Consider the following 13,154-nt stretch of genomic DNA (forward strand, 5'->3'; position numbering starts at 1 on the left):
TCTTCCTGTATCACCTCCAGCGTCACAGTGACCATCATGCGAACCCGACACGTCGTTACCAGACGCTTCGAAGCATGGACGGTGCGCCCAACCTGCCCAGTGGGTACGCGAGCATGATCATGCTCGCCTACGTTCCGCCGCTGTGGCGAAAAGTAATGGATCCCAAGGTCCTTGCCCATTACGGCGGTGACATCACCCGAGTCAACGTTCAGCCGTCCAAGCGTGATCGCATTCTCGCCCGATACGGAGCAGCGTGATGAGCAGCTACCGATGCCCGGTTTGTGAATACGTCTACGACGAGTCGAAGGGTGCACCACGAGAAGGGTTTCCGGCAGGAACGCCGTGGGATGCCGTGCCGGACGACTGGTGCTGTCCGGACTGCGGCGTGAGGGAAAAGCTGGACTTCGAGCCGATGCCGGCAACGGCGGGGAGTGAATCATGAACGACTACAAGCTGTATCAGTGCGCGCAATGCGGCTTCGAGTACGACGAGGCAGTCGGCTGGCCGGAGGACGGTATCGAACCGGGAACTCGCTGGGACGACATTCCCGAAGACTGGAGTTGCCCGGACTGCGGCGCGGCGAAGAGCGACTTCTTCATGGTGGAGGTCGAGCGGCGGTGAGTTGCGTCGGCGTCGAACGGACCTGAGCGCGGCGGTAGTGTCGTCACCATGACTTCGACGCCAACTCGTCTGCCGCAGAAAGAAGCGTCGCGCCTGCTGCTGCGTACGTCGGTGCTCGATTCGATGCGTGAGTTGTTGACCGAGCGTGACTGGTCCGAGGTGACGCTGACAGTTCTGGCCAAGCATGCCGGTGTGAGTCGTCAGACGCTCTACAACGAGTTCGGTTCGAGGCAAGGGCTTGCCGAGGCATACGCGCTTCGCCTTGCCGACGGATTCGTCGATGCGGTGGACGAGGCCATGGTGGCGAACGACGGACGTGCAGTCGAGGCATTGACGGCGGGCTTCGGCTCGTTTTTCGCCTCCAGCGCAACCGACCCGTTGGTGATCTCTCTGCTCACCGGTGAGGCCAAGCCGGACCTTCTTCGCCTGATCACCACTGACAGCGCGGTCATCATCGAACGCGCGTCGTCGCGGCTTGCGGAGAGCTTCCAGCGAGGGTGGATTCAGGCGTCACCCGCCGATGCCGGGATTCTGGCCAGGGCGATTGCGCGTCTCGGGCTCAGCTACATTTCGATGCCGCCGGAGTCCGAGGTTTCGGTGGCGGAGGATCTGGGCACATTGCTCGGGCCATTCATCGACGTGGCGCGAGAGGGTCGCGCAGTAGAGGGGCGGGCGGGAGAGGGCGTCTAACCGATAGCCTGGTACACCGATAGGCTTGTGCATAGTTTGCACGTCAACCAGGAGAGGCAGATGACGACCTCAGTTTCAACAACGCCCGTGGCCGAGAGCCGTAACGGCATCGACTTCAAAGTTGCAGATCTTTCGCTCGCGGAGTTCGGTCGCAAGGAAATCCGTCTGGCAGAGCACGAGATGCCCGGCCTCATGGCGCTTCGTCGCGAATACGCAGAGGTGTTGCCGCTCAAGGGCGCTCGCGTTTCCGGCTCGCTGCACATGACCATTCAGACCGCGGTTCTGATCGAGACGCTGACGGCGCTCGGCGCCGAGGTCCGCTGGGCTTCGTGCAACATCTTCTCCACGCAGGATCATGCTGCCGCCGCCATCGTCGTCGGTCCGCACGGCACCCCGGAAGAGCCCAAGGGCGTTCCGGTTTTCGCCTGGAAGGGTGAAACCCTCGAAGAGTACTGGTGGGCAGCGGAGCAGATGCTGACCTGGCCGGGCGAGCCCGCCAACATGATTCTCGACGATGGCGGCGACGCCACCATGCTGGTGCTCAAGGGCGCACAGTTCGAGAAGGCCGGCGTCGTGCCGCCGACGGACGACGACCAGGATTCCGACGAGTACAAGGTCTTCCTTGCGCTTCTGCGTCAGTCGCTCGCCGCTGACAAGGGCAAGTGGACTGCGATCGCCGAGTCCGTCCAGGGTGTCACCGAGGAGACCACCACGGGCGTTCTTCGTCTGTACCAGGTTGCCGCTGCCGGTGAACTCACGTTCCCCGCGATCAACGTCAACGACTCGGTCACCAAGAGCAAGTTCGACAACAAGTACGGCACACGCCACTCGCTGCTCGACGGCATCAACCGCGGCACCGACGTTCTGATCGGCGGCAAGGCTGCGCTGGTCTGTGGTTACGGAGACGTCGGCAAGGGTTGTGCCGAGGCACTTCGTGGCCAGGGCGCTCGCGTCGCGGTCACCGAGGTCGACCCCATCAACGCCCTTCAGGCGCTCATGGACGGCTTCGAGGTCAAGACAGTCGAGCAGGCCATCGGCTGGGCCGACATCGTGATCACGTCCACCGGTAACAAGGACATCATCACGTTCGAGCACATGAAGGCCATGAAGCACCAGGCCATCCTGGGCAACATCGGTCACTTCGACAACGAGATCGACATGGCAGGCCTCGAGAAGTCCGGCGACGTCACGCGGATCAACATCAAGCCGCAGGTCGACGAGTTCACCTTCGCCGACGGCCACTCGATCATCGTGCTGTCCGAAGGCCGCCTGCTCAACCTCGGCAACGCGACGGGCCACCCGTCGTTCGTGATGAGCAACAGCTTCTCCAACCAGGTCATCGCACAGATCGAACTGTGGACGAAGCCGGACGAGTACGACAACGAGGTCTACCGCCTCCCGAAGCACCTCGACGAGAAGGTCGCCAAGATCCACGTCGAGGCACTCGGTGGCACGCTGACCAAGCTCACGAAAGATCAGGCTGAGTACATCGGCGTCGACGTCGAAGGCCCGTACAAGCCGGAGCACTACCGCTACTGACCCGGCGATTCGTCGCTGAGAATGTAGTGCCCGCCGTCCCCCGGTCTGCGCAAGCAGGCCGGGGGATAGGCTTGTCCGCCGTGGGAACACTGGTGGCATTGGAAGGCCTCGACGGAGCTGGAAAGCGAACGTTGATCGGCAAAGTGGAGACCGAACTCCGCCGCGGCGGCACGTCGATCGCGACTCTGGATTTTCCGCGGTACGGAAAGTCGATCCACGCGGATCTTGCTGCCGAGGCGCTCAAAGGATCACACGGAGACCTGGCCGAATCCGTGAACGCGATGGCAGTCCTGTTCGCCTTGGACCGCGCCGGTGCTGCGGATCGGATCTCGGAACTGTTGTCCGCCAACGACATTGTTCTCCTCGACCGCTACGTTGCCTCCAACGCTGCCTACAACGCGGCGCGCGTGCATCAGGGCGTGGACGGCGAGATGGTCGCCTGGATCCGTGAATTGGAGTTGGGTCGACTCGCTCTCCCCGCTCCCGATCTGCAGCTGTACCTCGACGTGCCGGTAGCCCTGGCCGAGCAGCGCGCCCGCTCCCGTGAGGCCCAGGACGCGTCGCGTCAGCTCGACGCCTACGAGCGCGACGGCGGTCTGCAGGCCAGAACCGGTGAGCTCTACAAGCAGTTGGCAGCGACGAACTGGGCCTCACCCTGGTGGATCGTGGGGCCGGAGACGGACCCGGCAGATCTGGCACGCAGGCTCGCGGATTTCGCGTGATCGGTCACCCTGGCAGCCGGGATTCGAACTTTCCGGCACAGTAGAGGGAAAGACGCGGCACGCCGCACGGCCTCGTAACGGTCTGATTCATCGCTCCGAGATGCAACGATAGGGATATGAAACCAAGGATTCTGGTTGTCGACGACGACACGGCACTCGCCGAGATGCTCACGATCGTGCTGCGTGGTGAGGGTTTTGATCCCTACGTGGTAGGCGACGGAACCCTGGCGCTCGCGGCAGTGCGTGAGACGCGCCCCGATCTCGTCCTGCTCGATCTCATGCTTCCCGGAATGAACGGGATCGACGTATGCCGGGTTCTGCGTGCGGATTCCGGTGTGCCCATCGTGATGTTGACGGCCAAGACCGACACCGTCGACGTCGTGCTCGGCCTCGAATCCGGTGCGGACGACTACATCATGAAGCCGTTCAAGCCGAAGGAATTGGTGGCGCGAGTTCGCGCTCGCCTGCGCCGCACCGAAGAGGAACCGGCCGAGCTGCTGAGCATCGCCGACATCGTGATCGACGTTCCGGCGCACAAGGTCAGCCGCGGCAGCGAGCAGATCTCGCTCACACCACTCGAATTCGACCTGCTGGTCGCATTGGCGCGCAAGCCGCGCCAGGTGTTCACCCGTGAAGTCCTTCTCGAGCAGGTGTGGGGATACCGCCACGCCGCCGATACCCGTCTGGTGAACGTGCACGTTCAGCGTTTGCGCGCCAAGGTCGAAACTGATCCCGAGAATCCCGAAGTGGTTCTGACGGTCAGGGGGGTCGGCTACAAGGCCGGACCGCCGTGAGCGGAGTTTCCAGGTGGCGTCGTCGTCTCAATCGACGGCTGACGCCATTTCTGCGGTGGTGTCACTCGATGAGCAACACCCTCGCGCACACGTGGCGACGCTCGCTCCAGTTGCGAGTGGTCGTCTCGACTTTGACGTTGTCCTTGATCGTCATCGTCATTCTCGGTGTCGTGCTGACCAGCCAGATCACCGATCGACTGTTGGAAACGAAGATCACCGCGGCAACCGAGGAAATGGACCGTGCCCGCGGCATCGTCGAAGACCAACTCGCGGGCGTCGACGATTCGACGGCGCTCAACGTTCAATTGGAAAGCGCTGCATCCGGACTGACAAGCCGTCGCAACCAGACCTCGGGCCAGGCCTCCGGGTCGGCCGGCACCTTCGACCCGGTGCTCATCGTGCCTGGGGACGGGCCGCGCCAGCCGACGAGTTCGGGACCGGTCGATCAAATCCCAGACAACCTGCGCGAGTTCGTCAAACGCGGCCAGATCAGCTACCAATTCGCGACGGTGTCCAACCCGAACGGTTACTCCGGTCCCGCGCTGATCATCGGTAGCCCCACCGCGTCGTCGATATCGGGACTCGAGCTGTACCTGATCTTCCCGCTCGCAAGCGAAGACCGGAGTCTGTCGCTTGTTCGAAGCACCCTGCTGATCGGTGGAGCCGTGTTGCTGGTGCTCCTGGCTGCGATTTCGCTGTTGGTTGCCAGGCAGGTCGTGCTTCCCATCCGATCGGCCTCACGAATCGCGGTGCGTTTCGCAGACGGCCGACTCTTCGCAGACGGCCGACTCAAGGAACGAATGCCGGTCCGCGGCGAGGACGACATGGCGCGCTTGGCCATGTCCTTCAACGAGATGGCCGAGAGTCTGTCCAAACAGATCACCCAGTTGGAGGAGTTCGGCAGTCTCCAGAAACGCTTCACCTCCGATGTCAGCCATGAACTCCGCACACCTCTGACCACGGTCCGCATGGCAGCCGACCTGATCTACGACGGCAGCGAAAACCTCGATCCGATGCTGCGTCGGTCGTCGGAACTGCTTGTCGCCGAGCTGGACAGGTTCGAGGGGCTTCTGGCGGACCTCCTCGAGATCTCCCGCCACGACGCCGGTGTCGCGGAACTCGCATCCGAACAACTCGACGTGCGTATGTGTGCGCGAGCGGCCGTTTCCACAGTTCGCCATCTCGCCCGCGAATCCGGCACCGAACTGATCGTGGACATGCCGGACGAGCCCGTCATGGCAGATGTCGATCCGCGCCGCGTCGAACGCATTCTGCGAAATCTCCTGGCCAACGCCATCGACCACGGTGAGGGGAAGCCGATTCTGCTTCGCCTTCGCGCCGACGACAATGCCCTCGCCTTCATCGTCCGCGACAGTGGCGTCGGGTTGCGTCCGGGCGAGGAGAAGTTGGTCTTCAACCGGTTCTGGCGATCGGACCCGTCCCGCGTGCGCCGCAGTGGCGGCACCGGACTCGGCCTCGCGATCAGCGTCGAAGACGCGAATCTGCACGACGGCAAGCTCGAGGCCTGGGGCGAACCGGGAGTCGGCGCCTGCTTCCGGCTGACGCTCTCGCGCACCCGTGGCAAGAAAGTCGTGTCGAGCCCACTGCCTCTCAAGCCGACGACCACAAAGTTCGTCCGCACCCCGAGCGAAGCCGACATCGTCGCCGATACCGTCGGCGAGGTCACGTCGTCCCTGCCGACTCCGCGCGAATCGGACTCGCGGAACGAGTCCAACGGTGGGGATCGATCATGATCGGAACCCGCCGCCGTCTGGCACTTCTCGCAACGACGCTCAGCGTGCTGTTGCTGACCGGCGCGTGCGCGAGTTTGCCGGAATCCTCCTCGCCGCAGGCAATCGGAACTCTGGCAACCGCTGTGCCCGGAACCTCCGTCGAATCACCGGCCTCGGGGCGAGAGCCGGACTTGCTGGTACGTGACTTCGTCAAGGCGAGTACCGATCCGTCCAACCGGCATGCCGCAGCCCGTCAGTACCTCACCAAAGACGCGTCGGCGCGCTGGGACGACGCGGCCAGTGCCGTCATCGTCGACAAGATCGACACCCTGTCGGCGTCGCGAACCAGTTCCGAAGCGGTGTACACGATTCGTGTGAACAAGGTCGGTCGCCTCGACCCCGGCGGGCTGTACGTCCCCGAAGAGGGCAGCTTCGAAGCGAAGATGACGCTGACGTTGACCGATGGCGAATGGCGTATCAGCGATCTGCCACCCGGTGTGATCATGGAGCGCCCGCAGTTCCTCGGCGCATATCAGCGGAAGTCGTTGTTCTTCCTCGACCCGACCAGCCAGACAGTCGTCCCCGACCTTCGCTGGATCTCCGGCGGACAGGACCAGGTGGCAGCTCAGCTGATCGGCCTCATGATCGACGGACCGAAGGCAGCGCTGGCGCCGGCTGTACGAAACGAACTCGGCAATGGCGTGTCGGTGATCGGTCCGATCACCAAGGCCGACGGCAAGCCGGGACAGGTCGGAGTCGGTCTCGGCGGTGTGCGCATCAACTTCCGTCTGGACAATCCGATGGATGCTGCGACGCGCGGTTTGTTTGCAGCGCAAGTCATCTGGACGCTCGCCAATGCCGATGTCGCGGGACCGTACGTTCTGGAGATCGACGGCGAACCGCTGGACGCGGCTCATGCGGAAGGCTGGACCACCGCCGACGTCGCGTCCACCAACCCGCTGGCCACCACGAGTGCGACCGTCGGACTGCACGCACTGCGCAACGGTTCACTGGTGAGCGTCAGCGAGCAGGAGGCGACTCCGGTGCCCGGTTTCGCGGGCAATGCGGGCAACCTCACGGCGGCTGCTCTCTCGCGGGACGGCAAGTTGGTCGCAGCCGTCGCAGACACCGCTCGGCCGGATCCAGCCACCCGGTTCGACTTGTCGCTCGGTACATACGGCGATGGTTCCGCTCCGGTGCTCGAAGGCAGCGCCATCACCCGGCCCTCGTGGGAACTCGACAACAACGCGGTCTGGGCGGCGGTGAACGGCAATACCGTCGTTCGGGTCGTCCGCGAACCAGGAACCGGTCGGGTGTCGGTCACCAACGTCGATGTCGGGGCCTTGACGTCGGTCGGCTCCACGATCTCGGAATTGCGTCTCTCTCGCGACGGCGTGCGAGCCGCGATGATCATCGACGGCAAGGTCTACCTGGCCGTGGTCGTGCGCACACCCAGCGGGGTCTACGCCCTGACGAGTCCGCGTGCTGTGGCGTCCGGCTTGGGCAGTACCGCGCTCTCACTCGACTGGAGCAACAGCGACACCATCGTGATCGCTCGCAGTGGAGCCGACATACCGGTCGTCCAGGTCGCGATAGACGGTTCACGAATGGACGCGCTGCCGAGTGGAAACCTGACCGCTCCCGTCACCTCCGTCGATGCGTCGCCGACCACCGAGTACGTCGCCGACGCGCGTGCGGTGTTCCAACTGAACAACAACGACCCCGCCGGGGATCGACGCTGGCGTGAAGTGACTGTGCTGACCGGACAGAAGGCGATTCCGGTTCTACCCGGCTGACGTCTCGGTGCTCTGGTGCATGTCTGTGCTCTGATGCATGTCGGTGCTCTGATTCATGATTCGGCCATGGGGGACAAGAAATTCGGTGCCGGATTGCTCGATCTGCTGTTGCCACGCGAGTGTGGTGGGTGTGGCCGCACGGGGACACTGTGGTGCGGTGAGTGCGCGGAACTGCTGCGTGACCATCCGGTTCAATTGAGTCCGCGCGTAGACCCGGGCGTGCCGGTCTGGGCACTCGGCCGCTACGACGGCCCCAGGCGGCGCAGTGTGATCGAGATGAAGGAACGGGGTCGTCGAGACCTCGCAACGCCTCTGGGGATCGCTGTGGCCGGTGCATTGGGCACTCTGGAACGGTGGGGAGAGGTCGGCGGCGGGGGTCGTACGCCGATCATGCTGGTGCCGGCTCCCACACGCGCCCGAGCGGCGCGTTCTCGCGGGGGTGATCCGGTTCGCCGGATAGCCGAGAGTGTGCGCGAAAAGCGGGAAGTTGGTTCTGTCGAGGGGTGTCCGGTACGTGTCTGTCCGATTCTCCGGATGACGCGAGGCGTACGTGACTCGGTCGGACTGTCCGCGGCCGACCGGGTGACCAATGTGAACGGTCATGTGTCTCTCGACACCACTGCAGTCTCTTCGATTGTCGGGGACGGCGACATCGTCCTGCTCGACGACGTCCTGACCACGGGAGCGACTGCGGCAGAGTCGGTTCGGGCTCTCGCGCTCAGTGGGATTCGGACAACTCTCGTGCTTGTTCTTGCAGGGGCTTAGATGAATTTCGTTGGAACAGTGGCACTCGCGCGCGTTACGTACTAGCGTCGGCGGCACACCCGAAAATACTGGTAGGAGGTGGTACTTCGATACTGGTGCCGGGCGGATCCCCTCTCGGTACTTGCAGAATTTGCCGCCGCCCACCGTGGGGCGGGGCCGTAATTGGGAGGTACGAGTGACGACCCCTTCGCAAGCCTCGTTTTTCATCGAGGACGCCACCATCGAGCGTTCCGAGAATGCCGCAGCTCCGAGATCCGACGTCGTAGTCAAGGGACGAAATGTCGAGATCCCCGATCACTTCCGAATCTACGTTTCGGAAAAGCTGGCGCGACTCGAACACTTCGACCCCTCCATATTCCACTTCGACGTGGAACTCCAACATGAACGCAACCGACGACAGGCCAAGAGTTGCCAGCGCGTCGAGATCACCGCTCGAGGTAAAGGCCCGGTGGCCCGAGCCGAAGCGTCCGCAGACAGCTTCTACGCCGCCTTCGAATCGGTGATCGACAAGCTCGAGAGTCGCCTCCGTCGAACCAAGGACCGCAAGAAGGTCCATTACGGCGACAAGCGACCGGTGTCCGTCGCGGAGGCAACCGCCTCCCTCGTCGACGCAGACTCGCTCGGAGTCACACCGGACATTTCGCTGAACGGCCAAGAGCCGGACGAGTACGACGGCCCGGGACGCGTGGTCCGCACGAAGGATCACCCGGCCGAGCCGATGACCATCGACGACGCTCTGTACGAGATGGAACTGGTCGGACACGACTTCTTTCTCTTCCATGACAAGGAGTCGGACAAGCCGTCCGTCGTCTACCGTCGTCACGCTTTCGACTACGGATTGATCCGCCTGACATGACCCAATCGGTGGTGGGTTTGCTCGCTCGCCGCCGGTAGCGCCTACCATGGAATCCGGCCGGAGTTTTCGGACCCCGGCCGGATTTTCAGTGTGTGACCCCTGTCGCCGAAGATTGAGGACGAAGAAGACTGTGCCGTCGCTGTCGCTATCGAAGCTGCTCCGTGTTGGTGAAGGTCGCATGGTCAAGCGGCTCAAGCACATCGCCGAGCATGTGGAATCTCTGTCGCCCGATGTCGAAGGCCTGACAGACGAGCAACTCAAAGCCAAGACCACCGAGTTCCGTGAGCGCTACGCCGCCGGGGAAACCCTCGACGAGTTGCTGCCCGAGGCATTCTCCGTGGCCCGCGAGGCGTCGTGGCGCGTGATCGACCAGAAGCACTTCCACGTGCAGATCATGGGCGGCGCGGCCCTGCACTTCGGCAACGTCGCCGAGATGAAGACCGGTGAGGGCAAGACCCTGACCTGTGTTCTTCCGGCCTATCTCAACGCGATCGCCGGTGACGGCGTCCATGTGGTCACGGTCAACGACTACCTCGCCAAGCGTGACTCCGAGTGGATGGGTCGCGTTCACCGCGCCCTCGGCCTCGAGACCAGTGTGATTCTCTCGGGTATGACGCCGGCTGAGCGCCGCGTCGCCTACGCAGCCGACATCACGTACGGCACCAACAACGAGTTCGGCTTCGACTACCTGCGCGACAACATGACGCATTCGCTGGACGACCTGGTCCAGCGTGGCCACGCGTTTGCCATCGTTGACGAGGTCGACTCGATCCTCATCGACGAAGCCCGAACCCCGCTCATCATCTCGGGTCCGGCCGACGGCTCCAGCAAGTGGTACAGCGAGTTCGCTCGCATCGCGCCGCTGCTGAAGAAGGACGTCCACTACGAGGTCGACATCCGCAAGCGCACCATCGGTGTGCACGAGGCGGGCGTCGAACTGGTCGAGGACCAGCTCGGTATCGACAACCTGTACGAAGCCGCGAATTCTCCGCTGGTGAGCTACTTGAACAACGCGATCAAGGCCAAGGAGCTCTACACCAAGGACAAGGACTACATCGTCCGCGACGGTGAGGTCATCATCGTCGACGAGTTCACCGGCCGCGTGCTGGTCGGCCGCCGCTACAACGAGGGCATGCACCAGGCGATCGAGGCCAAGGAGAAGGTGGAGATCAAGGCGGAGAATCAGACTCTCGCCACCATCACGCTGCAGAACTACTTCCGTTTGTACGACAAGTTGTCGGGCATGACGGGTACCGCCGAGACGGAAGCTGCCGAGCTTCACCAGACCTACACCCTCGGTGTGATCCCGATCCCGACCAACCGCCCGATGGTCCGAGTCGACAACGGCGACCTCATCTACAAGACCGAAGAAGCCAAGTTCGACGCGGTGGTCGACGACGTCGTCGAGCGCCACGAGAACGGCCAGCCCGTCCTGATCGGTACCACCAGCGTCGAGCGCTCGGAGTACCTGTCCAAGCAGTTCACCAAGCGCGGCGTTGCACACAACGTCCTCAACGCGAAGTTCCACGAGAAGGAAGCGACCATCATCGCCGAGGCCGGTCGCTCCGGTGCGGTCACCGTCGCGACCAACATGGCCGGCCGCGGTACCGACGTCGTTCTCGGTGGTAACCCGGACATCATCGCGGACATCGCGCTGCGCAAGAAGGGCCTCGATCCGGTCACGACGCCGGACGAGTACGAAGCAGCCTGGGACGCAGTCCTGGACGAGGTCAAGGCTGAGGTCAAGGCAGACGCGGAGAAGGTCCGCGACGCCGGCGGCCTGTACGTTCTGGGCACCGAGCGTCACGAATCGCGTCGTATCGACAACCAGTTGCGCGGTCGTTCCGGACGTCAGGGTGATCCCGGCGAATCGCGGTTCTACCTTTCGCTCGGTGACGAGCTCATGCGCCGCTTCAACGGTTCGGCACTCGAGTCGATCATGACGCGCCTCAACCTTCCCGACGACGTCCCGATCGAAGCCAAGATGGTCTCGAAGGCCATCAAGAGCGCTCAGACTCAGGTCGAGCAGCAGAACTTCGAAATTCGCAAGAATGTCCTCAAGTACGACGAGGTCATGAACCAGCAGCGAACGGTCATCTACAAGGAGCGCCGCCAGATCCTCGAGGGTGAGGACATGGAGGGCCAGGTCGAGCAGATGATCACTGACGTGGTCACCGCCTACGTCGACGGTGCCACCGCCGAGGGATACGTCGAGGACTGGGATCTCGAGCAGCTGTGGACCGCGCTCAAGACGCTCTACCCGGTCGGCATCGATCACAAGACGTTGGCAGGGGAGGACGGCGCAGGCATCAACAGTGACCTGAGCCGTGACGACCTGCGAACCGCTTTGCTCGAAGACGCCCACGCGGCGTACAAGAAGCGCGAAGCCGAGATCGATGCGATCGCCGGCGAAAACGGTATGCGTGAACTCGAGCGTCGTGTCTTCCTCTCGGTCCTGGACCGCAAGTGGCGTGAGCATCTCTACGAGATGGATTACCTCAAGGAGGGAATCGGTCTGCGTGCGATGGCCCAGCGCGATCCGCTGGTCGAGTACCAGCGCGAGGGTTACGACATGTTCATCGGCATGCTCGACGGATTGAAGGAAGAGTCCGTCGGATTCCTCTTCAACCTGCAGGTCGAGGCAGCTCCGGCGCAGCCCGCGAGCGGAATCTCCGTCACGGCCGGCTCGGCCGCTGCGGCGTCCGCCACGGCGCCCAAGCCGCTCCCGACGCAGGAAGCTGCAGCCAGGACAACCGGAACTGCTGCCCCGACGGCGTTGCGCGCCAAGGGACTTGACGACGAAGGTCCGTCGCGATTGACGTACACCGGCCCGGACGAGGACGGCAAGGCGAAGGCAACGCGGGACTCGGCCGCCGACTCCGGTGACGGGGCCGCCTCGCGCCGCGAACGTCGTGAAGCAGCACGGACGCAGTCGAAGAGCAATCGAGCTCCGAAGTCCAAGCGCAAGCGCTGAGGTTCAGTACAGCTGAGCTACCAGCGCAGTTAGTACTCAGCAGGCTGGACGGTCACACCACGTGTAGTGCGGTGACCGTCCAGCCTGTTCCGTCTGTATGGTCGATCCGACCCGCGACGGCAAATGTCTGCGTGCCTCGTGTGTACGTCGCACAGACTTCGGCGGTACTCTTCGACACTGCTTGAACGTGGGTGCGGTGAACGGCCGCGCCGCCCAGCTTCCGGGCAGAAAATTCCGAAGTATAAAGTCGCGCAACAACTTCCAGGACGGACGGCGTCAATACGCCCTTGAGTTGCCGCGGATTTCGTCGCCGGTCGACGGTTTCGAGAACCAGGCGAAGCGATCGGTTCCAGAAGATGTCGGCACCCGCCAACTGCGGTTCCAGCACGTGAGTGAAACCGGCACTGGGCGACGTCCCGTTGTGTGGCGACTTTCGTGGGCGACGCAGCATTCGGTCTGTTCGGCACTGCGCTCGGTCGGGTCGGCACTGCGGCCGCGTAAGCGCGACGGTATGCGCGTGAGGCTCGAATTGTGGTGCCGGCTCGAGAATGATTGTGCAGTCCTGCTCCATGACATCCCCCCGGATGATCGTGCGTCCGAGATGGTCGTCTCGGACTTCGCTCCCCCGAGCGATGGTGAGAAGCATGACACGAAACGCTCGAGA

At 63.3% G+C, this 13,154-nt stretch carries 12 protein-coding genes and 1 pseudogene; 12 read left to right on the plus strand and 1 reads right to left on the minus strand.

From position 1 onward, the window contains the following. The 12 genes and pseudogenes from ABX74_RS18940 to secA form a co-directional block, all read left to right on the plus strand. Nucleotides 1-257 (plus strand): annotated as a pseudogene (locus ABX74_RS18940) (alkane 1-monooxygenase); the annotation flags it as partial. Further along, a complete protein-coding gene (locus ABX74_RS29985; RefSeq protein WP_003940827.1) occupies nucleotides 257-442 on the plus strand; it encodes a rubredoxin in 186 nt (61 codons plus the stop codon). The pseudogene ABX74_RS18940 and the gene ABX74_RS29985, both read left to right, overlap by 1 nt. Further along, nucleotides 439-621, plus strand: a complete 183-nt coding sequence (locus ABX74_RS18945) for a rubredoxin (protein ID WP_003940894.1) — start codon at nucleotides 439-441, stop codon at nucleotides 619-621. Before ABX74_RS29985 ends, ABX74_RS18945 begins: the two co-directional genes overlap by 4 nt. Nucleotides 622-669: 48 nt before the next feature. Continuing rightward, nucleotides 670-1,311 carry a TetR family transcriptional regulator gene (locus ABX74_RS18950; protein WP_021332563.1) on the plus strand — a complete coding sequence of 214 codons (642 nt, stop codon included), beginning with the start codon at nucleotides 670-672 and terminating at the stop codon, nucleotides 1,309-1,311. A 60-nt stretch (nucleotides 1,312-1,371) separates the two neighbouring features. Next, on the plus strand, nucleotides 1,372-2,850 hold the full coding sequence (ahcY, locus tag ABX74_RS18955) for an adenosylhomocysteinase (protein WP_021332564.1): 1,479 nt from the start codon (nucleotides 1,372-1,374) through the stop codon (nucleotides 2,848-2,850). Nucleotides 2,851-2,930: 80 nt separating this feature from the next. Beyond that, nucleotides 2,931-3,572, plus strand: a complete 642-nt coding sequence (locus ABX74_RS18960; protein ID WP_020907105.1) for a dTMP kinase — start codon at nucleotides 2,931-2,933, stop codon at nucleotides 3,570-3,572. Nucleotides 3,573-3,688: 116 nt separating this feature from the next. Continuing rightward, nucleotides 3,689-4,366 (plus strand): MtrAB system response regulator MtrA, encoded by a 678-nt coding sequence (mtrA, locus tag ABX74_RS18965; RefSeq protein WP_003941013.1) that lies wholly within the window; start codon nucleotides 3,689-3,691, stop codon nucleotides 4,364-4,366. Further along, on the plus strand, nucleotides 4,363-6,120 hold the full coding sequence (mtrB, locus tag ABX74_RS18970; protein WP_047889466.1) for an MtrAB system histidine kinase MtrB: 1,758 nt from the start codon (nucleotides 4,363-4,365) through the stop codon (nucleotides 6,118-6,120). Before mtrA ends, mtrB begins: the two co-directional genes overlap by 4 nt. Next, nucleotides 6,117-7,895 carry an MtrAB system accessory lipoprotein LpqB gene (gene lpqB / locus ABX74_RS18975; protein ID WP_020907106.1) on the plus strand — a complete coding sequence of 593 codons (1,779 nt, stop codon included), beginning with the start codon at nucleotides 6,117-6,119 and terminating at the stop codon, nucleotides 7,893-7,895. The genes mtrB and lpqB overlap by 4 nt, the downstream gene beginning before the upstream one ends. Before the next feature lie 33 nt (nucleotides 7,896-7,928). Next, nucleotides 7,929-8,660, plus strand: coding sequence for a ComF family protein (locus ABX74_RS18980; protein WP_047889467.1), 732 nt, complete (start codon nucleotides 7,929-7,931; stop codon nucleotides 8,658-8,660). A 175-nt stretch (nucleotides 8,661-8,835) separates the two neighbouring features. Further along, the gene (hpf, locus tag ABX74_RS18985) at nucleotides 8,836-9,516 is read left to right on the plus strand and encodes a ribosome hibernation-promoting factor, HPF/YfiA family (RefSeq protein WP_003940893.1); all 681 of its coding nucleotides are present in this window, start codon (nucleotides 8,836-8,838) and stop codon (nucleotides 9,514-9,516) included. 130 nt (nucleotides 9,517-9,646) lie between these two features. Next, nucleotides 9,647-12,490 carry a preprotein translocase subunit SecA gene (gene secA, locus ABX74_RS18990; RefSeq protein ID WP_019747784.1) on the plus strand — a complete coding sequence of 948 codons (2,844 nt, stop codon included), beginning with the start codon at nucleotides 9,647-9,649 and terminating at the stop codon, nucleotides 12,488-12,490. A 52-nt stretch (nucleotides 12,491-12,542) separates the two neighbouring features. Here secA and ABX74_RS18995 read toward each other — a convergent pair whose 3' ends face one another. Next, nucleotides 12,543-13,136 carry an Rv3235 family protein gene (locus ABX74_RS18995; RefSeq protein ID WP_020969220.1) on the minus strand — a complete coding sequence of 198 codons (594 nt, stop codon included), beginning with the start codon at nucleotides 13,134-13,136 and terminating at the stop codon, nucleotides 12,543-12,545. Nucleotides 13,137-13,154 lie beyond the last annotated feature (18 nt).

Source organism: Rhodococcus sp. ARP2 (genome assembly GCF_001029585.1).
GTDB lineage: Bacteria > Actinomycetota > Actinomycetes > Mycobacteriales > Mycobacteriaceae > Rhodococcus_F > Rhodococcus_F erythropolis.

Coding starts and splice junctions, on each gene's coding strand:
- ABX74_RS29985 (WP_003940827.1), top strand. CDS start 257: ATGAGCAGCTACCGATGCCCGGTTTGTGAATACGTCTACGACGAGTCG.
- ABX74_RS18945 (WP_003940894.1), top strand. CDS start 439: ATGAACGACTACAAGCTGTATCAGTGCGCGCAATGCGGCTTCGAGTAC.
- ahcY (WP_021332564.1), top strand. CDS start 1,372: ATGACGACCTCAGTTTCAACAACGCCCGTGGCCGAGAGCCGTAACGGC.
- lpqB (WP_020907106.1), top strand. CDS start 6,117: ATGATCGGAACCCGCCGCCGTCTGGCACTTCTCGCAACGACGCTCAGC.
- ABX74_RS18950 (WP_021332563.1), top strand. CDS start 670: ATGACTTCGACGCCAACTCGTCTGCCGCAGAAAGAAGCGTCGCGCCTG.
- ABX74_RS18980 (WP_047889467.1), top strand. CDS start 7,929: ATGCATGTCGGTGCTCTGATTCATGATTCGGCCATGGGGGACAAGAAA.
- ABX74_RS18995 (WP_020969220.1), bottom strand. CDS start 13,136: ATGCTTCTCACCATCGCTCGGGGGAGCGAAGTCCGAGACGACCATCTC.
- mtrA (WP_003941013.1), top strand. CDS start 3,689: ATGAAACCAAGGATTCTGGTTGTCGACGACGACACGGCACTCGCCGAG.